General features: G+C 67.3%; 21 protein-coding genes. 12 read left to right on the forward strand and 9 right to left on the reverse strand.

All coding sequences use genetic code 11. The features are described from left to right. Positions 1–37 precede the first annotated feature (37 nt). A complete protein-coding gene (locus ABD729_RS12985; RefSeq protein WP_344710929.1) occupies positions 38–4,294 on the reverse strand; it encodes a PAS domain S-box protein in 4,257 nt (1,418 codons plus the stop codon). 152 nt (positions 4,295–4,446) lie between these two features. Here ABD729_RS12985 and ABD729_RS12990 point away from each other — a divergent pair, with 152 nt between their 5' ends. Beyond that, entirely contained in the window at positions 4,447–5,400 is a 954-nt protein-coding gene (locus tag ABD729_RS12990) for an NAD(P)H-dependent flavin oxidoreductase (protein ID WP_344710931.1), read from the forward strand. Here ABD729_RS12990 and ABD729_RS12995 read toward each other — a convergent pair. From ABD729_RS12995 to ABD729_RS13015, 5 genes are all read right to left on the reverse strand, one after another. Next, a complete protein-coding gene (locus tag ABD729_RS12995) occupies positions 5,397–6,158 on the reverse strand; it encodes a hypothetical protein (protein WP_344710933.1) in 762 nt (253 codons plus the stop codon). The genes ABD729_RS12990 and ABD729_RS12995 overlap by 4 nt on opposite strands. 133 nt (positions 6,159–6,291) lie before the next feature. Then, a complete protein-coding gene (locus ABD729_RS13000; RefSeq protein WP_344710935.1) occupies positions 6,292–6,723 on the reverse strand; it encodes an acyl-CoA thioesterase in 432 nt (143 codons plus the stop codon). Next, on the reverse strand, positions 6,720–7,862 hold the full coding sequence (locus ABD729_RS13005; RefSeq protein WP_344710938.1) for an iron-containing alcohol dehydrogenase: 1,143 nt from the start codon (positions 7,860–7,862) through the stop codon (positions 6,720–6,722). Before ABD729_RS13005 ends, ABD729_RS13000 begins: the two co-directional genes overlap by 4 nt. A gap of 18 nt (positions 7,863–7,880) precedes the next feature. Next, positions 7,881–8,375, reverse strand: coding sequence for a DUF1465 family protein (locus ABD729_RS13010; protein ID WP_344710940.1), 495 nt, complete (start codon positions 8,373–8,375; stop codon positions 7,881–7,883). A 104-nt stretch (positions 8,376–8,479) separates the two neighbouring features. Further along, complete coding sequence (locus ABD729_RS13015) at positions 8,480–8,677, reverse strand: YdcH family protein (protein WP_344710942.1); 198 nt, start codon at positions 8,675–8,677, stop codon at positions 8,480–8,482. 156 nt (positions 8,678–8,833) lie between these two features. Between ABD729_RS13015 and ABD729_RS13020 the strand changes: the two genes are divergently transcribed. Continuing rightward, positions 8,834–8,998, forward strand: coding sequence for a DUF465 domain-containing protein (locus tag ABD729_RS13020; RefSeq protein ID WP_344710943.1), 165 nt, complete (start codon positions 8,834–8,836; stop codon positions 8,996–8,998). Between the two features lie 90 nt (positions 8,999–9,088). Here the strand turns inward: ABD729_RS13020 and dksA are convergent, their stop codons facing one another. Beyond that, complete coding sequence (gene dksA, locus ABD729_RS13025) at positions 9,089–9,550, reverse strand: RNA polymerase-binding protein DksA (protein WP_344710944.1); 462 nt, start codon at positions 9,548–9,550, stop codon at positions 9,089–9,091. 305 nt (positions 9,551–9,855) lie between these two features. On the opposite strand from dksA, the gene surE reads away from it, so the two are divergent. The 3 genes from surE to ABD729_RS13040 are packed head-to-tail and all read left to right on the forward strand — an operon-like array spanning position 9,856 to position 12,616. Then, on the forward strand, positions 9,856–10,626 hold the full coding sequence (surE, locus tag ABD729_RS13030; protein WP_344710945.1) for a 5'/3'-nucleotidase SurE: 771 nt from the start codon (positions 9,856–9,858) through the stop codon (positions 10,624–10,626). Continuing rightward, the gene (locus tag ABD729_RS13035) at positions 10,623–10,961 is read left to right on the forward strand and encodes a hypothetical protein (protein ID WP_344710946.1); all 339 of its coding nucleotides are present in this window, start codon (positions 10,623–10,625) and stop codon (positions 10,959–10,961) included. Before surE ends, ABD729_RS13035 begins: the two co-directional genes overlap by 4 nt. Further along, entirely contained in the window at positions 10,958–12,616 is a 1,659-nt protein-coding gene (locus ABD729_RS13040) for an ATP-binding cassette domain-containing protein (RefSeq protein WP_344710948.1), read from the forward strand. Before ABD729_RS13035 ends, ABD729_RS13040 begins: the two co-directional genes overlap by 4 nt. Here ABD729_RS13040 and asnB read toward each other — a convergent pair. Beyond that, on the reverse strand, positions 12,613–14,583 hold the full coding sequence (gene asnB, locus ABD729_RS13045) for an asparagine synthase (glutamine-hydrolyzing) (RefSeq protein WP_344710951.1): 1,971 nt from the start codon (positions 14,581–14,583) through the stop codon (positions 12,613–12,615). The genes ABD729_RS13040 and asnB overlap by 4 nt on opposite strands. Positions 14,584–14,654: 71 nt before the next feature. Between asnB and ABD729_RS13050 the strand changes: the two genes are divergently transcribed. From ABD729_RS13050 to ABD729_RS13080, 7 genes are all read left to right on the forward strand, one after another. Further along, positions 14,655–15,971, forward strand: coding sequence for a UDP-glucose dehydrogenase family protein (locus ABD729_RS13050; protein WP_344710954.1), 1,317 nt, complete (start codon positions 14,655–14,657; stop codon positions 15,969–15,971). A gap of 10 nt (positions 15,972–15,981) precedes the next feature. Then, positions 15,982–16,977, forward strand: a complete 996-nt coding sequence (locus ABD729_RS13055; protein ID WP_344710956.1) for an SDR family NAD(P)-dependent oxidoreductase — start codon at positions 15,982–15,984, stop codon at positions 16,975–16,977. Between the two features lie 79 nt (positions 16,978–17,056). Continuing rightward, entirely contained in the window at positions 17,057–17,485 is a 429-nt protein-coding gene (locus ABD729_RS13060; RefSeq protein ID WP_344710958.1) for a sugar 3,4-ketoisomerase, read from the forward strand. Next, positions 17,482–18,582 carry a DegT/DnrJ/EryC1/StrS family aminotransferase gene (locus tag ABD729_RS13065; RefSeq protein WP_344710960.1) on the forward strand — a complete coding sequence of 367 codons (1,101 nt, stop codon included), beginning with the start codon at positions 17,482–17,484 and terminating at the stop codon, positions 18,580–18,582. The genes ABD729_RS13060 and ABD729_RS13065 overlap by 4 nt, the downstream gene beginning before the upstream one ends. Next, a complete protein-coding gene (locus tag ABD729_RS13070) occupies positions 18,579–19,046 on the forward strand; it encodes an N-acetyltransferase (RefSeq protein WP_344710962.1) in 468 nt (155 codons plus the stop codon). Before ABD729_RS13065 ends, ABD729_RS13070 begins: the two co-directional genes overlap by 4 nt. Continuing rightward, positions 19,043–20,518 (forward strand): oligosaccharide flippase family protein, encoded by a 1,476-nt coding sequence (locus ABD729_RS13075; RefSeq protein WP_344710964.1) that lies wholly within the window; start codon positions 19,043–19,045, stop codon positions 20,516–20,518. Before ABD729_RS13070 ends, ABD729_RS13075 begins: the two co-directional genes overlap by 4 nt. Next, positions 20,515–21,507, forward strand: a complete 993-nt coding sequence (locus ABD729_RS13080) for a glycosyltransferase (RefSeq protein ID WP_344710966.1) — start codon at positions 20,515–20,517, stop codon at positions 21,505–21,507. The genes ABD729_RS13075 and ABD729_RS13080 overlap by 4 nt, the downstream gene beginning before the upstream one ends. On the opposite strand, the gene ABD729_RS13085 is transcribed toward ABD729_RS13080, so the two are convergent. Further along, a complete protein-coding gene (locus tag ABD729_RS13085) occupies positions 21,504–22,094 on the reverse strand; it encodes an acyltransferase (protein WP_344710968.1) in 591 nt (196 codons plus the stop codon). The two genes, ABD729_RS13080 and ABD729_RS13085, sit on opposite strands and share 4 nt — an antisense overlap. Between the last annotated feature and the right edge of the window lie 50 nt (positions 22,095–22,144).

Here is a 22,144-nt window from a genome sequence, read left to right on the forward strand (position 1 = left end):
TTGCTGCTCATGGGCAGCGGCTCATAGAGGAGGAGGCCTACGCCGTCACCTTCTCCAGCGCCGCGGCCAGTTCGGCCTGGCGGAACGGCTTGCTGAGGTGCGGGAAAGCGGGCGACAGGCTGTCGAGGTCGGCATAGCCCGAGACGATCAGGACCGGCATGCTGGCCGACCGTTCGCGCAGGCGCACGGCAAGGTCGGTGCCGCTGACGCCCGGCATCAGCTGATCGGTGACGAGAAGGTCGGGGCGCAACCCGTCGGCGATCAGCGCTAGCGCCGCTTCGCCGCTATCGGCCTCGATCACGCGGTAGCCGAGGTCGGCGAGCATGCCGGCGGTCGACGCCCGGACCAATTCTTCGTCATCGACCAGCAGGACGGTGCCCGAACCCTGGGCCTCGGCTTCCTGGGCCGGTCCCTCCCCTTCGCTGACCGCGCGGTTGGCCAGCGGGAGCCACAGTTCGATCGTGGTTCCGAGCCCGAGCGCGGAGCGGATGTCGAGCGCGCCGCCGAGCTGAGCGGCAAGGCCGTGCACCATCGACAGGCCAAGGCCGGTGCCCTTGCCGAGGCCCTTGGTCGAGAAGAACGGTTCGATCGCGCGGCGTCGGGTTTCCTCGTCCATGCCGAGACCGGTATCGCTGACCGAGAGGACGACATGCGGGTCCGCGCCGAGGCCAAGGCGATGGCCTGCGCCCTCCTCCTCGAGGCGGGCGGCGATCGTCAGGGTGCCGCCTTCGGGCATGGCGTCGCGCGCATTCACGCTGAGGTTGAGCAGCGCCATTTCGAGCTGGTTGCTGTCGGCGAGCGCGGGCGGGAGTTCTTCGGTCAGGTCGGTCAGCACGCGGATGCGCGGTCCCGAGGTCGAATCCATCAGTTCGCTCATTTCCGCGACCACGCGGTTGAGGTCGATCGCCTGCGGCTTCAATGGCTGGCGGCGCGCAAACGCGAGCAGGCGCTGGACCAGCACCCGGGCCTTTTCGGCCGAAGCGAGCGCGCCTTCAACCAGGCGGCCCGTGCGCGCGTCGAGGATCTGCTTGCGCTGGAGGAGGTCGAGGCTGCCGATGATCGGGGTGAGCAGATTGTTGAAGTCGTGCGCGACGCCGCCGGTCAGCTGGCCCATGGCTTCAAGCTTCTGGCTCTGGCGCAGCGCTTCCTGCGCGGCCTCACGCTCGGCAATGACCTTTTCGACTTCCCGCTCAAGGCTTTCGGTAAGCCGCTTTTCGCGGTCGATATCGATCGAGGCGACTACGCCGCCGGTGATCCTGCCCTCGTCCCCGCAGATCGGCGCCGCGACGTAGCGGAGCCAGCGAAGCGATCCGTCGCTGCGCCGGACCCGGGCTTCGAGTTCGGGTCGTTGTTCGCCGGCAAGCGCGCGGGCGAGCGGATATTCGTGGCTTTCGACCTGCCGTCCGTCGCCGTGGTAGGCGACGTAATCTTCCTTGTAGCTGGCTGTCGTCGCGCTCGGGATCAGGTCATGGCCGAGATAGTCGACAATGCGGTCGTTGCTGCCCGTCAGGCGTCCATTCATGTCCGCAAAGATCAGGCCGACGGGCACGGCGTCGAGGATGGCGCGGAGGCGAGCCTCGCTTTCGCGGAGCGCCTGGTCGGCGGCGATGCGGTCGTCGATGTCGGTGCAGGTGCCCATCCAGCGCAGGATCTCGCCCGCGGCGTTGCGGATGGGGAGCGCGCGGCCGAGCACCCAGCGATAGGTGCCGGTGTGGTGTCGCAGGCGATATTCGATCTCGTAGGGCATGCCGGTGCGCAGGCTTTCATTCCAGCCTTCCCACGCGCGGGCCTGGTCCTCCGGATGGAACATTCCGTTCCACCCCTCGCCGTCGGTCGATCCGAGCGGCGTGCCGGTAAATTCGTACCAGCGGTCGTTGTAGAAATCATGGTAGCCGTCAGGCAGCGTCGACCAGACCATCTGGGGGATGGCGTTGAGGCGGAGGCGAAGCTCCTGTTCGCTTTCCCGCAGGTCGGTTTCGCGCTGGACCCGGTCGGTTACGTCGTTGAACAGGATCGCGACCTGCTGATCGTCAGCATCGCCGATCGGGAAGCCATAGACTTCGAACCAGCGACCGGTCGGGCCGGCGAACTCGATGAAGCGTTCCGATTGACCCGTCTTCACGATCCGGCCGTAGCGTTCGAACCATATTTGCTCGAGACCCGGGACGGCTTCGTGGATCGAGCGTCCCAGCACGTCCTGTGACAGGCCCGACTGCCGGGTGAATGCGGGGTTCAAGTCCGTGAACCGATAGTCGGTGGCCTGGCCGCTGTCGTCGAAGGAGACCCGCACGATGCAGAAACCCTGATCCATCGATTCAAACAGGGCGCGGTAGCGTTCTTCGCTTCGCCGCAACGCTTCTTCGGCGGTCTTGCGATCGGTGATGTCGATGGCGGTGCCGAGCACGCGCAGGCATCGCCCGTCCGCATCGAACAGGCCGCGGCCCTTGGCGGCGACCCAGCGGACCACGCCATCGTCGAGGCCAACGGTCCGATATTCGACGTCATAAAGTGCCCGCTGCTCCGGATCGGCGGCGGCGGCATAAGCGGCGGCGGTGCGGGGCCGGTCGTCGGGGTGAAGGCCGTTGTAGAAATCCTCCATGGTGACCGGCCGGTCGGACAGGACCCCGAACATCCTTCGCACCACGGGCGGCCAGATCAGCGCCTCGTTGACCTCGTCAACATCCCAGAAGCCGACCTCGGCATGTTCGGTCGCGATGCGGACACGCGCTTCGCTCTCGCTCAGTTCCTGCTGGGCCGCCTTGGTGGCATGGATGTCGATGCAGGTCCCCACCCAGGTTTCGCGCCCATTGCTGTCGCGTTCGGGAATCTTCATCGCCCGCGCGGCGATCCAGCGATAGTCGCCGGCGTGATTGCGCATGCGATATTCGACTTCGTAGGGGCGGTCGCCGGCCTTGGCATCGGCCCACGCCTGCCAGGTCCGCTCCATGTCGTCAGGGTGGATGAGCTTGGTCCAGCCCGTACCGAGCAATTCTTCCTTGGGAAGTCCGGAAAAGGTCGCGAACGTCTCGTTGACGTAGCTGTTGCCGCCTTCCTCGGTGGTGATGAAGAGCATCCCGGGGAGCGCCTCCGCGAGCGTCCGGAACTGGGCTTCGGAATGGGCCAGCTTGAGCTCGGCGGCCTTCTGCGCGGTGACTTCCTCCGCCGAGATGGCGATCCCGGTGATCTGGCCGTCCCGACCCCTGACCGGGAGCCAGTTTTCGCGCCAGGTGCGGACGGTCCCGGGCTGTGCCGGCGTGTCGCCGCTGATTTCGAGGCCCCACACTTCATCACCACTGAGGACCCGTTGAAGCGGCTCCTCGACCTGCGAGGCGAGCGACGGCAGCAATTCGGTGACGCGCTGGCCGACGTGCGCGGCCGCAGGAATGCCGTTGATCTCCGCCAATCGGTCGTTGATCCGCACATAGCGCAGGTCACGGTCGAGCTGGGTCAGGCCGATCGGGGCCGAAGCGTAGATGGCTTCGATCTCCTCGGCCGCCGCGCGCGCCTTTTCCTCGGCTTCGCGCTGGTCATGGACGTCGAGGCTGACCCCGACCCAGCGGACGATCTCGCCCTTGTCGTTGCGGGTCGGGCTGGCCTTGGTCGAATGCCAGCGGAACGCCCCGTCGTGGCGGCGCAGGCGGAAGTCGAACTTGAACTCCTCCCCCTTCGCACGGGCGCGCTCGGTCTCTGCCATGACGGCGGCGAGGTCGTCGGGATGGATGACGCCTGCCCAGCCGGTCCCGAGCACATCGTCCGAGCGGCCAGTATAGTCCTTGTAGAAGCGGTTGACGTAGATGTTCTCGCCGGCCGCATTAGTGACGAACAGCAGCCCGGGTACCGCCTCGGCAGTGGTCCGGAACTGCTCTTCGGACAATTGGAGCTGGTCCTCGGCCCGGGCCCGCTCGATCTGTTCGGTCACATCGGTGCTGGTGCCGAACCAGTTGCTGATCGCCCCGCTCGTGTCACGATAGGGCTCAGCGCGTGAGAGGAAGTGCCGGTAGTGCCCGTCCCGGCCGCGCAGCCGAAGTAGGCTTTCGTACGAGGTGCCGGAGGCGGCAGCGCCGAACCAGTCGGAACGGACCCGGTCGATGTCTTCGGGGTGGATGACGCTCGACCAGCCTTCGCTGTTGAGCTCTTCGACGCTCTTGTTGGTATAGTCGGCGCAGCGGCGGTTAAACCAGAACGGCCGGCCGTCGCCATCGGCCATCCAGACCAGCTGCGACACGTGATCCGCAAGCTGCTGCCACAAGTCGGACGAGAAGCCGTCCTGCGGCCGTGAGGTCAACTGATCCATGCCTTGCCTGTCGTAGTCCCGCCCCCGCGCCGAGGATAGGCAGGAGCCATGATTCTTAGCAAATGTTAGTCGGCCGTTTCCCTTTGGGAGCGCTTTGCGTGGCCGATGGCGGCTGCTAGCGATGCGCGAACAGCAATCCTGCCGGGGGAACCATGTCCTTGCCGTCCGTCTTCGCACCGCTTCGCCTGCCGGTCATCGGCGCGCCCTTGTTCATCGTGTCCACCCCGGCGCTGGTGATCGCGCAGTGCAAGGCGGGCGTGGTGGGGAGCTTTCCAGCTCTCAACGCCCGGCCCCAGAGCCAGCTCGACGAGTGGCTGCACGAGATCAGCGAAGCGCTGGCCGAGCATGACCGCGCCAATCCCGACGCGCCGGCCGCCCCCTTTGCGGTGAACCAGATCGTCCATCGGTCGAACACCCGCTTCGAAGAGGATATGGTGACCTGCGCTAAGTGGAAGGTGCCGATCGTCATCACTTCGCTCGGCGCGCGGGAGGAATTGAACCACGCGGTCCATAGCTGGGGTGGAGTGACGCTCCACGACGTGATCGACGACCGCTACGCTCGCAAGGCGATCGAAAAAGGCGCCGACGGCCTGATCGCGGTGGCGGCGGGCGCCGGCGGCCATGCCGGGCGCTGGTCGCCCTTTGCGCTGGTACAGGAAATTCGCGCCTGGTTCGACGGGCCGCTGGCGCTTTCGGGATCGATCGCCAACGGCGGCGCGATCCTTGCGGCACAGGCGATGGGCGCCGATTTCGGCTACATCGGTTCGCCCTTCATCGCCACGGACGAGGCGCGGGCCAGCGAGGACTACAAGCAGGGCATCGTCGCGGGATCGGCCAAGGACATCGTCTATTCGAACCTGTTTACCGGGGTCCACGGCAACTACTTGCGCTCGTCGATCGAGCAGGCGGGCCTCGATCCCGACAATCTGCCCGAAAGCAGCCCCGAAGCGATGAGCTTCGGCGGGGCCGCGGGCGCCAAGGCCTGGAAGGACATCTGGGGATCGGGCCAGGGCATCGGCGCGATCGACAAGGTCCAGCCCGCCGCCGAGCTGATCGCGCGCTGGAGCGAGGAGTATCGCGCGGCCAAGGCGCGGATCTGCGGCTAGGCCGGCACGAATGCAGCGCTCGGTTCGGTCCTGCGCTGGACGACCGTTAGCGACAACAAGGCCCAGGCCATGAGAACGACAAACCAACCGAAATCACTGACGAGCGCGGTGACCTGATGCAGTAATCGCGCCTGGGGCGCGGCGAAGCGATTGATGCTGCTAAGCTTCACCTTACCGGCGTGGGCGGCCGCGTGTAACAGCCGGGCACCCGTGGGCTCGTAGACGCCGTCCAACCGTGGATCGCCGCGTTGCAGCCACGCAAACGGATAGCGTCGCACGCTCACTTCCTGGTCGGCGTCATAGACCCACCAGCGACCGTCGATCTTCACCCCAGACATGAAATGCCCCGGAGCGCCGACCGCCGCATAGTCAAATCCCAGGCGACGGCTGACTTCGAGGAAGACCAGTGCCTGCTGACTGCAGGCGGCGCGGCGATGGAGAAGGATGTCGTCGGGCAGCACCGGGCTAGCGAGATCGGCCCAGATCGGTCGCAAGCTCGCCGCCAGCCAATTCTGGTCAAATCGAAAATAGCTGTAGGAATGGATGAAGCGGCGACGCAGCAGCGCATCGGCGGCATCCAGCTTCTGGAGGGCGGTCGCATGGGGATAAGCGGTGTCGAGCACGAGCATGATCTCATCCACGCTGTCGAGACCCGCGAGAAATGGATCAAATTGCTCCTTCACGGCCGGAATCCGCGAGCGCGGGACTTCGGTGACTGCAGCCGCCGCCGACAGGCAGGCGAGCAGGAGACCAAGCACCAAGAGCGATGGCAACAATCGTGAAGAACGAAGTGCAAACTGTTGAAATACAACCAGAATGGGACTATCACCAAGACGCGACGATGGGCTTTCGCCCCTAATCCGCACGCCGTCGATCGTCCAGAATTTTACGTCAGGAAAGCCCCGCGAGAACGGCTTTCCACGTGTCGGGCCACGGCACCGGGCGGCGCTCGGCCCGGCTGACCGCGACATGAATGAAGGTGCCCGCCGCCGCCGCTTCCTCCGCGCCCTTGGCGAAGACGCCGACGTCATAGCGGACGCTCGACCGGCCCAGTTCGGCGACCTTCAGGCCGACCTCCACGTCCCCCGGAAAACTGAGCGGGGCGAAGTAGTTGCAGGATGTGCCGACCACCAGGCAGATGGGATCGCCCGCAACGATGTCGAGCAGGCCTTCGGAGACGAGGAAGTCGTTCACCGCGCTGTCGAACCACTGGTAGTAGACGGTGTTGTTGACGTGCCCATAGGCATCGTTGTCGGCCCAGCGCAGGGTGAGGTCGTGCCAGCGGCGGAAAGCTGCGCGCAAGGGTGGCTGCGGGCGGCTCACCAGGCGGCCTCGTACAGGCGACGCGCATCTTCCTCGCCGATCGGGACCGGATTGTTCACCAGCAGGCGGGTCTGCTTCATCGCCTCACGGGCGAGCATCGGGGCTTCCTCGACGGCGATGCCATGATCGCGCAGGCGCGGTTTGAGGCCCGAGGCGAGGACCAGCGCTTCCAGCTGCTCGACAAGCTGGGCGGCCGCGGCCTGGGTGCCGAGCGCCGAAACCGTCGGGTCGAGGATGGCGGCGAGTTCGGCATAGGGCTCACGCGCCGCGGCGAGGTTGAAGGACAGGACCGGACGAAGCATCAGCGCATTGCTGAGGCCGTGGGGCAGGTGATGGATGCCGCCGAGCGGATAAGCGAGCGCGTGGACGCCCGCGACCGGCGCGTTGGCGAAGGCCAGTCCGGCAAGATGCGCGCCGACCAGCATCGCTTCGCGCGCGGCGATATTGCCAGGCTGCTCGCAGGCGGCGACGAGATTGGCCGACAGCAAACGCAAGGCCTCGCGGGCCTGCATGTCCGACACCGGGTTCTTGGCCCTGGCCGAGGTGTAGGCCTCGATCGCGTGGACCATGGCGTCGATCCCGGTCGCGGCGGTCAGTCCGCGCGGCTTGCCAAGGGTCAGGCCGGCATCAAGCACGGCCCAGTCGGGGATCAGCGCCGCACTGTTGACGCCGCGCTTCTCGGCCCCTTCGACGGTGATGATGGCGACCGGTGTCGCTTCGGAACCGGTCCCGGCGGTGGTTGGGACCAGCGCGAGCGGCAGGCGCCGGCCGCGGGCGAGGCCGACGCCCCAGATGGTATCGAGATCGTCGCCTGAGCCGAGGAGGTAGGCGGCGAGCTTCGCGACATCCATCGGGCTTCCGCCGCCGAAACCGACTACCGAGGTCGCGCCGGCCGCGCGCCCGGCTTCGACCGCAGCAAGCAGCGTGGCCCGGCTGGGATCGGCCTCGACCGAATCGAACAGGACGAGCTGGTGGTCGCGTTCGATTTCGGCGGTCAGCGCGTCGAGCAGGCCCATGGCGCGGACCGCCTGATCGGTGACCAGCAGGACCGGGCCGGGCGGAAGCAGTTCGGCAAGCTCGGGCGCACGGCCGTGGCCGATCAGCAGCCGTGGGCCGGGGTGGAGGATGGGACCACTCATGACGAGCGGCCTAGCCGGTCAACGCGGCGCGTTCCAGATGAGGTCGCGTTCGAGCCGCCCCATCAGGGCGCGGGCGGGGCTCGGCACTGGCTGACTGCTCACCTGCTCCTCGTCGAGGCGGCGGACCCGGTCGTATAGATCGATGCTGGACGAAATCAGCGAGCGGGCCGAGGCCGGCAATTGCCCGACGACCACCGGATCGCTTTCGCCGGCGTGGCCGAGGCGGCGTTCGGGTCGCTGCCCGGAAGTCTTGGTGAGTTCGCCCGTCTCCACCGCGCGCTGGGTCAGCAGCCAGGCGATGATGTGCATCAGCCGCGTCGTCACCTTGAGCGACTCGCAGGCGAAACCGACGCGCACGAAGGGGTCGAGCGAGTCGCGATCGGCCCGGCTGCCGCTGTCGAAATAGGTGCGCGCCTCATCGGCGAGCAGCATGGCCTCGGTATAAAGGCTTTCGATCAGACGCGGCGCGATGCGGCTGCCGATCTCGGGTTCGTGACTGTTCATCTCGTTCATACGCTACTCGTCTTAGGCTTATGAACCTTGGCGTGAAAACGTCGGGCGCGCCACATCGGCTCCGGTGCCGTCCCATGCAGGGACGTGGGGCGGCAATCCGCTCGTCAGGCGATGATGTCGGGGGTGCAGTCGTCGAGCAGCAGATGGATCTCGTCCTTCAGCCGCAGCTTCTGCTTCTTGAGCCGGGCGAGCGCTAACATGTCGTCATCGGCGGCGGCGATCCGCGCGGCGATTTCCTCGTCGAGCCGGCGGTGGGCGGCGCGCAAGGCGGCAAGGCGTTCGGTGGGCTGGTCGTCATTCATCGCTGGTGCTGGGAGCCATTAATATCGAGCGTCGGGCAGGTGGTCACGGCGGATTGCATCGCCAGCGCGCTTAATGGCGCAAATTGCCCGCGACAAACGGGCGATTTCATGGTTCTCTCTTGTGGTTGTCACACCATTGAAAGGGAATGACACAGAATGGAAAAGGCACACGTCGAGGCACTCGCATCAAAACATGCCACTCTTCAGGCGCAGATCGACGCCGAAGAGCAGCGACCAAACCCCGACGACATCCTTCTTCACAAGCTCAAGAAAGAAAAGCTCCGGCTCAAGGACGAGATGCTCGGGCTGACCATTCACTAGGCTGATGGCAGCTTAGGAGGGGTCCGCCGCAGCGCAGCAGGCCCCTCCCCTGGCTTCTCTGCCCGCCGCAACCGGCGAGCAAATCCTGGATCAGTCGTCGCGGCTGACCTTCTCGATCCGCTCGTGCCGTTCCTGCGCTTCCAGCGTCATGGTCGCGATCGGGCGGGCTTCGAGACGACCGAGGCCGATCGGTTCACCGGTGACTTCGCAATAGCCGTATTCGCCAGCGTAAAGGCGGCGGATGGCAGCGTCGATCTTGGCGATCAGCTTGCGCTGACGGTCGCGGGTGCGAAGCTCGATGCTCCAGTCGGTTTCGCTCGACGCGCGGTCGGCAAGATCGGGTTCGCGCAGGGTATCGACCTGAAGCTGGGCCATGGTCGCCCGGCTTTCCTCGATGATCGCTTCCTTCCATGCACGCAGCTTGGCGAGGAAATAGGCCCGCTGCATCGGGCCCATGAACTCTTCCTGCTCGGATGGGCGGTAGCCGTCGGGCAGCGTGATGCGATCAAACGGTTCTGGTGTGTCGTAAACATCGCTAAGCGCGGTTGCCATCGTCCCCTCCCCAAACGGGTCGGAAGTCCGACGGCCAGTCCACAACGGCGCGCCGGTACCAACCCAAAGCACACCCGCCACCTGTTCCTGCCGCACACGCAGGTCCACAAGGGGCGATCACTAGGCATTTCCGAAGCTTAGCTTGGGTAAACGCCGATTATTAAGCCCTGCAGCGCCTCTACTTAAGAGCAATAACTTGAACAAGCGCTGAAACCTCTTTCCCCCACCATGTTGCCAAAATGGCGCAACCGTTGCGGCAGGGGCGGTGGTTGCGCCGCGGCGGCCGCTTCGCGCATAGCGCGAGGATGCGCATTCTCCTCACCAACGACGATGGCGTGAACGCCGCTGGCCTGAAGCTCCTCGAGGAGGTCGCGAGCGCCTTCACCGACGATCTGTGGGTGGTGGCGCCGGCCGAAGAACAATCGGGCACCGGCCATTCGCTGACGCTGACCCGCCCGGTGCGGCTGCGGCGGCTGGGTGAGAAGCGCTTCGCCGTCGCCGGCACGCCGACCGACGCGGTGCTGATGGCGCTGTTCCACCTGATGCCCGACCAGCGGCCCGACGTGATCATCTCGGGGATCAATCGCGGCGCCAACCTGGGCGAGGACGTGACCTACAGCGGCACCGTCTCGGCCGCGATGGAAGGCGCGCTGGCGGGCGTGCGCTCGATCGCGCTCAGCCAGGTCTATGCCCGCGAAGGCATGGGCGACACGGTGCCCTTCGCGGCCGCGACCCACTGGGCGCCCCGGGTGCTGGAGCAATTGCTGCAGACCCCGCATGCGCCGGGCACGCTGGTGAACGTCAACTTCCCCGCACTCCCGCCGGAGGAGGTCAAGGGAATCAAGGTCGTGCGGCAGGGTATCCGCGATTACGGCCGGACCCGCATCGTCCAGCGCACCGATCCGCGCGGATACCATTATTACTGGTTCGGGCTCGGCCCCTCGGTCGAGACGCCTGGCCATACCACCGACCTCGAGGCGGTCGCCGACGGGCATGTGTCGGTGACCCCGCTCCACCTCGACCTCACGCATGAGGAGTCGCTGGCCGCCCTCGCCAGCCGTTTCGACGGGCGGTGAGCTTCGATTCCAGCAGCTGGTATCAGGTCAAGGAGCTGGTCCGCCACGCGACCGGCTGGCCGATGGACACGCTGCACGTGATGGCCGGGGTGTTGCTCCAGCTGCTTGCCGCGACTCTGCTGCGGACTTCGCTTGCCAGCAAGTGGCCGTGGCTGCTGGTCCTCGCGCTTGAGCTTGCCAACGAGGCCTATGACCTGTGGTTCGAGCGCTGGCCGTCGTGGGGAATGCAATATGGCGAGAGTCTTCGCGACCTGATCGGGACGATGCTGCTCCCGACCTTGCTGTGGTGGGTCGCGCGGACCTGGCCCAAGCGGCTGAGCGGCCGCGCGCGGTGAGCCCCTTTCGCTCCTTCGCGCTGCTCCTCAAGGCCCTGTCCGGCGAGGGTCGGCGGCGGCTGATGGCGCTCGCCGCGCTGACGGTCGTCGGTGCGCTGTTCGAATTCGCGGTGCTTGCGGCGCTGGTGACGCTGTTGCGGCAATGGCTCGGCGGCGCGGGCAGCGCTGCCGACGGGCGGGCGATCCTGCTGTTCGTCGCGGCCGTGCTGGCGGCGGGCGCGATCCGGTTCGTACTACTTGCCCTGACCCAGCGCCTCGCGCTCGACACCGGGCACCGGCTGATCGTCGCGGTCCAGCGGAGGGTGCTGGCGCGCGAATGGCCGGTGCATGCCGCGGCGCGCACCAGCGGTCCGCTGGCCGCGATGGAGTTCGCCGAGCAGTGGCTTTATTCGACCCTGCTGCCCTTGCTGCAGGCAGGCGGCGCGCTGGTGCTGGCGCTTGGGATCCTTGCTGGGCTGCTGTGGCTCGACCCGCTTGCCGCCATTGCCGCGGGCGGGCTGCTCGGCCTGCTGTTCCTTGTCGCCAACGCGCTTGTCCGGGGCACCATCCGACGCGGCGGCGCGGCGCTTGGCGACGGCTATGAAGACCGGATCGCGGCGGTGCAGGAAAATGTCGGCGCGATGCGCGAGCTGATCTTGGCCGGCGCACGGGGCGCCGCGGCAGAGCGTTTCCGCCGCATCGACCGCCGCCTGACCGATGCGAGGACCCGGATGCAGGTGGCGCAGGGCGTCCCGCGTATCCTGGTCGAGAGCGTCGGCCTCGTTGCCCTGGCCCTGGTCGCGTGGTGGCTGGCCGGGCGCGAGGGCGGGATCTCTGCAGCGCTTCCGACACTCGCCGCACTTGGCCTTGGCGCCCAGCGCCTGCTGCCGCTGCTCCAGACGGTCAACCACAGCCTTATCGCCTTAAGCGGGTCGAGCAGTATCCAGGACCGGATGGTGGCGTTCCTCAGTGAGCCCGACCTCAACCTATCGCCGCCGCCCCCGCCCCTGCCCTTCGAGTCCGAGATCAGGCTGGACGGCGTCGGATTCACCTATCCCGAACGCAGCGAACCGGCACTGCGCGAGATCGACCTCGTCATCGCCCGTGGTGAGCGGGTGGCGTTGAGCGGGGCGAACGGAAGCGGGAAGAGCACGCTCGCCGATCTCGTCATGGGCCTGCTGCGCCCGACCGAGGGCACATTGCTGATCGATGGCAAACCGCTCTCGCCCGGCGCGGTCACTGGCTGGCAGCGCAACATCGCGCACGTGCCGCAGGCGCCCTTCGTCGCCGACACCAGCCTCGAGGCCAATATCGCCTTCATGGCCCACGATCCCGATGCGGCGCGCGTGGCCGAAGCGGTCAGGCTTGCGGGCCTGAGCGATCTGGTCGCCTCGCTTCCGGACGGGCTGGCGACCCGGGTCGGGGATCGGGGGCAGTTGCTGTCGGGTGGGCAGCGGCAACGGCTTGCGCTGGCCCGCGCGCTTTATGCCTCGGCCCCGCTGCTAGTGCTCGACGAGGCGACCAGCGCGCTTGATGCGCAGAGCGAGGGCCATGTCCTCGGCGCGCTCGACGTGCTGCAGCAACGCGGGACGACCATCCTCATCATCGCGCACAGCGAAGCGATGCTGGCGCGCTGCGACCGTGTGCTTCGGCTTCAGGCGGGCCGGCTGGTTTAAGCGGCGCGGGACAGGCTGGACGGGGCCTGCGCCTCCAGCCAGCTTTCGAACATCAGGATCGACCACAGCGCGACCGTGCTGTCGCGGTGCCCGGACTGATGCTGGGCATAGCGGCGGCGGATCGCTTCGACGTCGAACAGCCCGCCGCGGCGGAGCCGGTCTTCGGAGAGGAGATCGTCGGCCCAACCCTTGAGCGGCCCGCGCAGCCATTCGCCGACGGGGACGCCGAAGCCTGCCTTGGGCCGGTCGGTGAGTTGCCGCGGGACGTAGCGGTCGAGGAGTTTGCGGATGACCAGCTTTCCGCGGCCGTCGGCAATCTTCATCCCGATCGGAATGCGGGCGGCGACCGCGGCCAGCCGGTGGTCGAGGAAGGGAACGCGCGTTTCGAGGCTGACGGCCATCGACGCGCGGTCGACCTTGCAGAGAATGTCGTCGGGCAGGTAGCCGAGCGCATCGCCGAGCATCATCCGCTCGGCCGGGCTCGCACCCACGAGATCGAACGGGACATCGGGAACGGGGGCGGCACCCAGCACCGGGCTGCGCTCAAAGGCCCATTCGTCGATAAAGGCGCGGTAGACGTCGTCGGGCGAGCGCGCGCTGGTCGCGACCCGCAGGCCCTTGGCGATGCGCGCGGCGCCGGTCCCGCGCGGACCGCTGCGGACGAGCAGCTCGAACCAGCGCTGGGGCAACAGCCCGAGTGGTCCGCCGAGCGCGCGGACGCCGGCCGGCACCGGCGCCAGCCGGCGCCACAGCGCGGGGCCGATAACGTGGCGATTGTACCCGCCGAACAATTCGTCGCCGCCGTCACCGGTCAGCGCCACGGTGACGTCCTGCCGGGCGAAGCGGCTGACGAGATAGGTCGGGATCTGCGAGCTGTCGGCAAACGGCTCGTCATACATGGTCGGGAGCAGCGGCAGGACGTCCATCGCCTGGCTTGGCGTCACGTACAGTTCGTGATGCTCGGTGCCGAGGTGAGCGGCAACCGCGCGGGCGTGCGGCGCTTCATCGAAGCCGGCTTCGGTAAAGCCGATCGAATAGGTCCGGACCGGCGCGCCCGACACCTGCTGGTACAGGGCAACCACGGTCGAACTGTCGAAGCCGCCCGACAGGAAGGCACCGACCGGAACGTCGGCGACGGCCTGGTCGGAAATGGCCTGGCGCAGCGCATCCTCGGCCGCGTCGAGGGCCTCGGCCTCATCGGCGATCGGGTCGGCGATGCCGGCCGCGACGACTGAGGAATAATCGTAATAGCAAGTGAGCCGCAGCCCCTGCCCTGCTTCGCCGACCGAGGGGGCGGTGCTGCGCGGCGCGGCGGCCGGGGTCAGCTCCAGGATGCACCCGGGCAGCAGCTTGAAGATGCCGCGATAGATGGAAAGCGGCGCGGGGATGTAGGATCTGGCGCACAGCCCGGCGACGGCCTGGCGGTCGATCTCGCCCGCGAAGCCGGGCAGCGCGCGGAGCGACTTGAGTTCGGAGGCGAAGGCAAGGTCCTTGCCGATCCACCCGTAATAAAGGGGCTTCTCGCCGAAGCGGTCGCGCACCAGGCTGAGGGTGCGGGCCTGCCTGTCCCATAGCGCGAGGGCGAACATGCCCGCCGCCCGTTCGAGGGTCGCGGCGAGGCCCCAATGCGCGATGCCCTCGGCCAGCGTTTCGGTATCGCTGTGCCCGCGCCAGCCGCCGGGGGGCGCGGCGCCGGCCGCTTCCAGCTCTGCCCGCAGGTCGCGGTGATTGTAGATCTCGCCATTGTAGCTGAGGACGAAGCGGCCGCTGGCCGAGGCCATCGGCTGCGCGCCGTGGGGGCTGAGGTCGACGATCGACAGGCGGCGATGGGCGAAGCCGATCCCTGCCTCGCGGTCGGTCCAGGTGCCGCCAGCGTCGGGGCCGCGGTGGAAGATCGGGCCGGCCATCGCCTCCAGCAGCCGATCATCCCCCGCCGAGGGCCCAAGCAATCCCGCGATCCCGCACATCCCGTCGGCCTAGCCATTGACGGCCCGCCCCGCTAGTGCCCGGCGCATCAGGGAAGGAAGTTACCAACACTATGCGCATCTGCATGATCGGCACCGGCTATGTGGGCCTGGTCTCTGGAGCCTGCTTCGCGGATTTCGGCCATGACGTCACCTGTGTCGACAAGATGCCGGAGAAGATCGAGGGGCTGCTTGCCGGCAGGATGCCGATCTGGGAGCCGGGCCTTGAAGCGCTGGTCAAGCACAATGCCGAGCACGGACGCCTGAAATTCACCACCGACCTCGTCGAAGGCATTCGCGATGCGGACGCGGTGTTCATTGCGGTCGGCACCCCCGCCCGCCGCGGCGACGGCCATGCGGACCTGAGCTTCGTCTACGCTGCGGCGAAAGAGATCGCCGGCGCGCTGACGAAGAAGGCGGTGGTGGTCACCAAATCGACCGTCCCGGTCGGCACCGGCGACGAGATCACCCGCATCCTGCATGAAAATGGCGCGCCCGAGGGCACCAGCGTCGCGTCCAACCCGGAATTCCTGCGCGAAGGTGCCGCCATCCGCGACTTTAAGATCCCGGACCGGATCGTGGTCGGCGCGGAGGACGAATTTGCACGCGAGGTGCTGCGCGAGGTCTATCGCCCGCTGTTCCTCAACAAGGCGCCGATCCTGTTCACCGGGCGCCGTACCGCCGAGCTGATCAAATATGCCGCCAACGCCTTCCTCGCGACCAAGATCAGCTTCATCAACGAGATCGCCGACCTGTGCGAAGCGGTTGGCGCCGACGTCCAGGAAGTGAGCCGCGGCATCGGCCTCGACAATCGCATCGGCCCCAAGTTCCTCCACGCCGGCCCCGGCTATGGCGGAAGCTGCTTCCCCAAGGACACGCTGGCGCTGCTCCAGACCGCCGAGAAGGAAGGCGTCGGCATGCGGATCGTCTCCTCGGTGGTCGAGGTCAACGATGCCCGCAAGGCCGCGATGGCCGACCGCGTCCGCGAGGTTCTGGGCGGCGAGCTTCAGGGTAAGAAGGTCGGCGTGCTTGGGCTCACCTTCAAGCCGAACACCGACGACATGCGCGATGCGCCGAGCCTGGCGCTGATCAAGCGACTCCAGGAAGGTGGCGCGGAGGTCGTCGCCTTCGATCCGGTCGGCCGCGAGCAGGCCGAACCGATGCTTTCTGGCGTGACCTTCGCCGAGGACGCCTATGCCGTCGCCAAGGACGCCGATGCCCTGGTGCTGGTCACCGAATGGGACGAATTCCGCGCGCTGGACCTGAAGCGGGTGGCGGGTAGCATGCGTTCGAAGCACCTCATCGACCTGCGCAATGTCTACGAGCCGTCGGACGTCGAACGCGCCGGCCTTTCCTATCGCGGGATCGGGCGCGGCGAGTATCACGGCTGAGGCCGGCGGCATGGCGGTCCTGGTCACCGGCTGCGCAGGCTTCATCGGCATGCACGTCGCCCGGGCACTGCTGGCCCGCGGCGAGACCGTCGTCGGGATCGACAACCTCAACGATTATTACGATCCGGCGCTGAAAGAAGCGCGGCTGGCGGAGCTCGATCGGCAGGGCGGTGACTTCACCTTCCACTGCCTCGACTTCGCCGATGCCGCGGCGCTCGGCACGGCGGTGAACGGGGTGGAGATCGACCGGATCGTCCATCTCGGTGCGCAGGCGGGGGTTCGCTACAGCCTCGAATCCCCGGCAACGTACATCCAGTCCAACCTCGTCGGGCATGCCAACATCCTCGAGCTGGCGCGTCACCGGCAGGTCGGGCACCTGGTCTATGCCAGCTCCTCGTCGGTCTACGGAGGTGGCACGACGCTGCCGATGTCGGTCGACCAGCGCGCCGATCGTCCCCTCTCGCTCTATGCCGCGACCAAGCGCGCGGACGAGCTATTGAGCGAGAGCTATGCCCATCTGTTCGCCCTTCCCCAGACGGGCCTGCGCTTCTTCACCGTCTATGGCCCCTGGGGCCGGCCCGACATGGCGATGTGGCTGTTCACCGACGCCGTGCTCGCCGGGCGGCCGATCCAGCTGTTCAATCACGGGCGGATGCGGCGCGACTTCACCTTCATCGACGACATCGTTTCGGGCATCCTCCTGACCCTCGACCAGCCCCCGCTGGCTGACGGGCGGGAAAAGCCGGGCGGAAGCCATTCGGCCCATGCGATCTACAATATCGGGAACAGCCGTTCCGAAGAGCTCGGCCGGCTGGTCACCCTGATCGAGCAGGCGACCGGCCGGACGGCAAGGATCGACTTTGCGGACATGCAGCCGGGCGACATGGTCGACACCTTCGCCGACACCAGCGCGATCGCTCGCGATACCGGCTTTGCTGCCCGCACCAGCCTCGATGAAGGCGTGCCCCAGTTCGTCACATGGTTCCGCAGCCACTACGCGCGGTGAAGTGCCGACACGCCGGGGCAAATGTCTTGCCTCGCCCCTGCCTGCCTCTAGTAACGGGCCGTTGTTTTCAGGAGCCTGCGTGACAATCCCTGCTCTTCCGTCCGGCTGCCGGATCATCGATTTCACGATGCGCGGGGACGAGCGCGGAAGCCTGATCGCGCTCGAGGCAGGGCGGGACGTTCCGTTCGACCTCAAGCGGGCTTATTACATCTTCGGCACGCAGGAAGGCGTCAGCCGCGGGTTCCACGCGCACAAGTGCCTCCAGCAGCTGATCGTCGCGGTGAGCGGGTCGTGCACCATCCTGCTGGACGACGGGGCGGAGCAGACGCGGGTGCTGCTCGACCGTCCGGATCGCGGCCTGACGCTGCCCCCGATGGTCTGGCACGAAATGCACGACTTCTCCCCCGGCTGCGTCCTCTTGGTGGTGGCCGACGATCATTATGACGAGGCCGATTACCTCCGCGACTATGCCGACTTCCTGCGGGAAGTGGAGCGCAGGGCCGCGTGAAGGTCCCGTTCCTCGATCTCGGCGAAGCCTATCGCGCGCTCAAGGACGACATCGACGCTGCGGTCGCCCGCGCGCTCGCCAGCGGCTGGTATGTCGGCGGGCCCGAGCTGACCGCGTTCGAGCAGGCCTATGGCGGGTCGGTTGGCGCGCGCCATTGCGTCGGGGTCGCGAACGGGCTCGATGGCCTTCACCTCGCCCTTCGCGCGCTCGGCATCGGCCCGGGGGACGAGGTGATCACGGCCAGCAACGGCTATATCGCCACCGTCCTTGCGATCAGCATGGCGGGCGCAACCCCGGTCCTGGTCGAGCCCGACCCCCTCACCCATAATCTCGATCCCGCCCGCGTCACGGATGCGATCACCTCGCGCACCAAGGCGATCCTGCCGACGCACCTGTACGGGCTTCCGGCCGACCTTGATCCGCTGCTGGAAGTCGGCCGCCAGCATGGGCTGAAGCTGATCGAGGACGCCGCCCAGGCGCATGGCGCGCGCTACAAGGGCAAGCCGGTCGGCGCCCATGGCGACGCGGTGTGCTGGAGCTTCTACCCGAGCAAGAATCTTGGCGCGCTGGGGGATGCCGGGGCGGTGACGACCGACGATCCCGAATTGGCCGACCGCATCCGGACGCTCGGCAATTACGGTTCGCACCAGCGCTATGTGAACGAAGTGCGGGGCGTGAACAGCCGGCTCGATCCACTTCAGGCCGCGGTACTGGGCGTAAAGCTTGCGCATCTCGAGGAATGGAACGCGCGCCGGCAGGAAACTGCGGCTTATTATCTCGAAGCGCTTGCCGATTGCGATCTCGTCCTGCCGACGGTGCCCGAATGGGCCGATCCGGCCTGGCACCTGTTCGTTGTCCGCAGCGCGCGCCGGGATGCCTTGCAGGCCAGCCTTGCCGAAGCCGGTGTTCAGACCCTTATCCATTATCCGATCCCGCCCCATCGGCAGGAGGCCTACGCCGATCTCGGCCTAGGCGCCGGGGCCTTTCCGATCGCCGAGCAACTGGCCGGCGAGGTGCTGTCGCTCCCGATCGGTCCCCATCTCATCCGCGAGCAGGCCGAGCAGGTCGTGAGCGCGGTGCGGAAGGCGGCAGCGTGACCGCGACGGGCGCCATGATCCACCCGCTGGCAGCGGTCGACGAGGCGGCCGAGGTCGGCGCGGGAACGCGTGTGTGGCAATATTCGGTCGTCCTTGCCGGTGCCCGCATCGGTTCGGACTGCAACCTCAACGCACTTACCCTGGTCGAGGGCGGGGCGGTGATCGGCGACCGCGTCACGCTGAAGTGCGGGGTCTATGTGTGGGACGGCATCACGCTCGAGGACGACGTGTTCTGCGGTCCCAATGCCACCTTCACCAACGACAAGACACCGCGATCGCGTCAGCGTCCTGACGAATTCGCGCGGACGATCGTGGAGCGCGGTGCGTCGATCGGCGCCGGCTCCGTGATCCTGCCCGGCATCCGCATTGGCGCGGGCGCGATGATCGGCGCAGGCGCAGTCGTCACCTGCGACGTTCCGGCGGGCGAGACCTGGGTCGGCAATCCCGCGAGACGGCTGGCGTGACCGAGGCCGCAGCCGCGGCGAAGGACCAATCCTCCTACCGCCGCATCCTCGCCTCGACCTCGATCATCGGCGGTGCGACCGTCGCCACCATCCTCATCGGGATCGTCCGGACCAAGATCCTGGCCCTGCTTTCGGGTCCGGAAGGGATCGGACTGCTCGGCATCCTCACCAACGTGTCGGGGCTCGTCACCACCATCGCCGGCTTCGGGCTCGCCGCCGCCGCGGTTCGAGACCTGTCGTCAGCTGACACGCCGCTTCGAAAGGCCGAGGTGCGCCGGGCGTTGTGGGCGGGCAGTCTTCCCCTGGCGGCAATCGGCGCGCTGCTGCTGTGGATCTTCCGCGGCCCGGTTTCCGGCCTGGCGGCCGGCAGCGGCGATTTTGCCTTGCTGATCGGCCTGTCGGGGATCGCCGTCCTGTTCGGCGTGGCGGCAGCAGCCCAGCAGGCGGTACTGCAGGGGTTACAGCGGATATGGGCGCTGGGGGTGGTGCGCGTCGGCTCCGCGCTTGGCGCGACCCTGCTCGCGATCCCGGCGGTCTGGTGGTTCGGGAATGCCGGAATGGTCGTCGCGGTGATCGCGGTGCCGCTTGCAGCCTGCCTGACCGCGGTGCCTTTCCTGCCGCGCGGAGACGTTAAGGCGGGCCGCTTCAGGCTCGGCCCCGTCGCACGCGACATCCGCAGCATGGCCGCGCTTGGCGGCGCGCTGACGCTGACGGGCGCTGTCCAGATGCTGACCCTCGCCGCGGTCCGGACGATCGTGGTGCAACAGGACGGGCTCGAACAGGCCGGCCTGCTGCAGGCGGTGTTCGCGATCACCACCATGAACATCACCCTCGTGCTGGGCGCCATGTCGGCCGACTATTTCCCCCGCCTTAGCGCGGCGCGAGGCGGCGACGAGGAAAGCCGGGGAATCGTCAACAACCAGCTTCATGTCGCGCTGCTATTCGGCGCGCCGCTGACGATCGCGATGGTCGCGGGCGCTCCGCTGGTCCTGTCGCTTCTCTACAGCAGCCAGTTCGCGGGCGCGGAAGCGATGCTGCGCTGGCAGGTCATCGGCGACCTGGTGAAGATCCCCTGCTGGGCGCTTGGCTTTGTCCTGCTCGCCCGGGGTGACCGGAAGGCCTACGTCGCCGTCGAGCTATTGTTCGCCGCGGTCTATGTGGCAGCGGCCTTCGCGCTGGTGCCGCGACTTGGGCTGGCGGGAACGGGGGTGGCGTACCTGCTTGCCTATCTTGCCTACGGACTGGTCATCGCGGTGCTCTGCCGACGGCGGCACGCAATTGTCATCTCGCGCGAGAACGGCCTGCTGATCGCGGGCGCGCTCATCGTGCTGGTCCTGCTCAAACTGGTGTCGGACTATTCCGAACCGCTGGCCTTCATCGGCGGTGGCGCGTTGGCTCTCAGCGCTGCCCTGCTCAGCCTGCGCAGTCTCGGCGCCCGCACGGGCCTCAGTATTCGAAAGCTCGGACGGTGAGTAGAGACAGCCTGCCGCTCGCGACAATGGTCATCCTGGCCTACAACCAGGAAGAGTTCATCGACGAAGCGATCGCCGCCGCGCTGGCGCAGGATTATTCCAATCTCGAGATCGTCTTCAGCGACGACTGCTCGACCGACGGCACCTTTACCCGGATCGAGCGCGCGGTGGCGGCATACAAGGGCCCTCACCGGCTGGTCGTGAACCGCACCGCGCGCAATGGCACCGGGCTGGTCAGGCATTTCTACGAGGCGGTCGAACGGAGCGCGGGCAAGTTCATCATCGTCGGCGCCGGCGATGACATCGCCTACCCCCAGCGCGTCGGCAGGCTGGTCGAAGCGTGGCGGGAGACTGGGGCGCAGGCGATCTCCTCCGCCTGCCAGCGGATCGACGCGGAAGGGCGGCCGTTCGGTCCGGTCGTCGGCGATCCCGTCGGGCAGCATCCGCCGAGCCGCTATTTCGTGAACAGCAGCGCCGGCCAAATCCACGGCGCGACGGCTGCCTACGACCGCCAGGTCTTTGAGAACATCCGCTGTCCCGACCAGCCGATCTACACCGAAGACGCCTTCTTCGGGCTGATGCTCGCGGCGAGAGGTTTCTCCCCTCATTACCTTGCCGAACCCCTGGTCGGCTATCGCAGCCACCCCGGGGCGATCAGCGGCGGGGCCTATGATACCGCGGAGTTCGAACGACGCTCCGCCTGGGCCGCCGGTGCCCTGGCGGACTTGCTGGAACTCCTCGGATCGCCTGCCAGCAAGGAACTGGTCGCGCCGGATTACGGCACGCAGGCGGTCATCGATTGGGAGAAGCTGCGCGGCGACCTCGCCTATTCGCGCTATCGGGCAGGCTGGATGACCATGTCCCTTCCGGCCCGGCTTGCGGCGATGGTTCGGTTCACCGACCCCCAGCAGAGGCGGTGGATGCTGCCGCGGCTGTTCGGCCTGCGTCCACTTGCTGCGAGCAAGAAATTGGCTGGTCGCTCCGCCTAGATCGCGGCCGGCTGTCCGACTTCGCGCCTCGGGCGGTGCCGCGCTGGTATTCCGAGGGCGACGCTATCGGGCGGCACGTCGCGGGTGACGACCGAGCCTGCACCCACCACGCTGTTCGCGCCGATCGTTACGCCCTTGAGGACGCAGGCATTGGCGCCAATCCAGACGTTCGCGCCGATATTGACCGGGTCGATATCGAGCGACTGGAGGCGAAAGGGCCTTGTCGTCGCCGTGCCATGATCCTGATCCCGGATCACCACGTTCGACGCGATCAGTACATCGCTGCCGATCGTGACACGGCCCGCCGCGACGATGATGCTGCCCTTGCCGACATAGCTGTCGGCGCCGACCTCCAGGACACCTTCGGATGCGAGATGTGTGCCGGGTCCGACCACCGTGCGGTCGCCCAGACGCATCCTGGCGCCGCGCACGACCAGCAGAACGGCCCCGCGTTCGAGGCGAACCGAACGACCAACCTCGAGCCCGGGATAGATCCAGCGAAACCATTGCAGCCTGCACCATTGATACGACCGCCCAACGGCTTGAGCGACGACGTTGCAGGCGTGACGGACCAGTCCAAGCGGCATCGTGTCAGTTGCCAGGAAGGTGCAGCGTCATCGCTCGGATCAGTAGACGC

This window comes from Sphingomonas humi (assembly GCF_039536725.1).
Classification (GTDB): domain Bacteria; phylum Pseudomonadota; class Alphaproteobacteria; order Sphingomonadales; family Sphingomonadaceae; genus Sphingomicrobium; species Sphingomicrobium humi.

Coding starts and splice junctions, on each gene's coding strand:
- ABD729_RS12985 (WP_344710929.1), bottom strand. CDS start 4,294: ATGGATCAGTTGACCTCACGGCCGCAGGACGGCTTCTCGTCCGACTTG.
- ABD729_RS12990 (WP_344710931.1), top strand. CDS start 4,447: ATGTCCTTGCCGTCCGTCTTCGCACCGCTTCGCCTGCCGGTCATCGGC.
- ABD729_RS13005 (WP_344710938.1), bottom strand. CDS start 7,862: ATGAGTGGTCCCATCCTCCACCCCGGCCCACGGCTGCTGATCGGCCAC.
- ABD729_RS13010 (WP_344710940.1), bottom strand. CDS start 8,375: ATGAACGAGATGAACAGTCACGAACCCGAGATCGGCAGCCGCATCGCG.
- ABD729_RS13015 (WP_344710942.1), bottom strand. CDS start 8,677: ATGAATGACGACCAGCCCACCGAACGCCTTGCCGCCTTGCGCGCCGCC.
- ABD729_RS13020 (WP_344710943.1), top strand. CDS start 8,834: ATGGAAAAGGCACACGTCGAGGCACTCGCATCAAAACATGCCACTCTT.
- dksA (WP_344710944.1), bottom strand. CDS start 9,550: ATGGCAACCGCGCTTAGCGATGTTTACGACACACCAGAACCGTTTGAT.
- surE (WP_344710945.1), top strand. CDS start 9,856: ATGCGCATTCTCCTCACCAACGACGATGGCGTGAACGCCGCTGGCCTG.
- asnB (WP_344710951.1), bottom strand. CDS start 14,583: ATGTGCGGGATCGCGGGATTGCTTGGGCCCTCGGCGGGGGATGATCGG.
- ABD729_RS13050 (WP_344710954.1), top strand. CDS start 14,655: ATGCGCATCTGCATGATCGGCACCGGCTATGTGGGCCTGGTCTCTGGA.
- ABD729_RS13055 (WP_344710956.1), top strand. CDS start 15,982: ATGGCGGTCCTGGTCACCGGCTGCGCAGGCTTCATCGGCATGCACGTC.
- ABD729_RS13085 (WP_344710968.1), bottom strand. CDS start 22,094: ATGCCGCTTGGACTGGTCCGTCACGCCTGCAACGTCGTCGCTCAAGCC.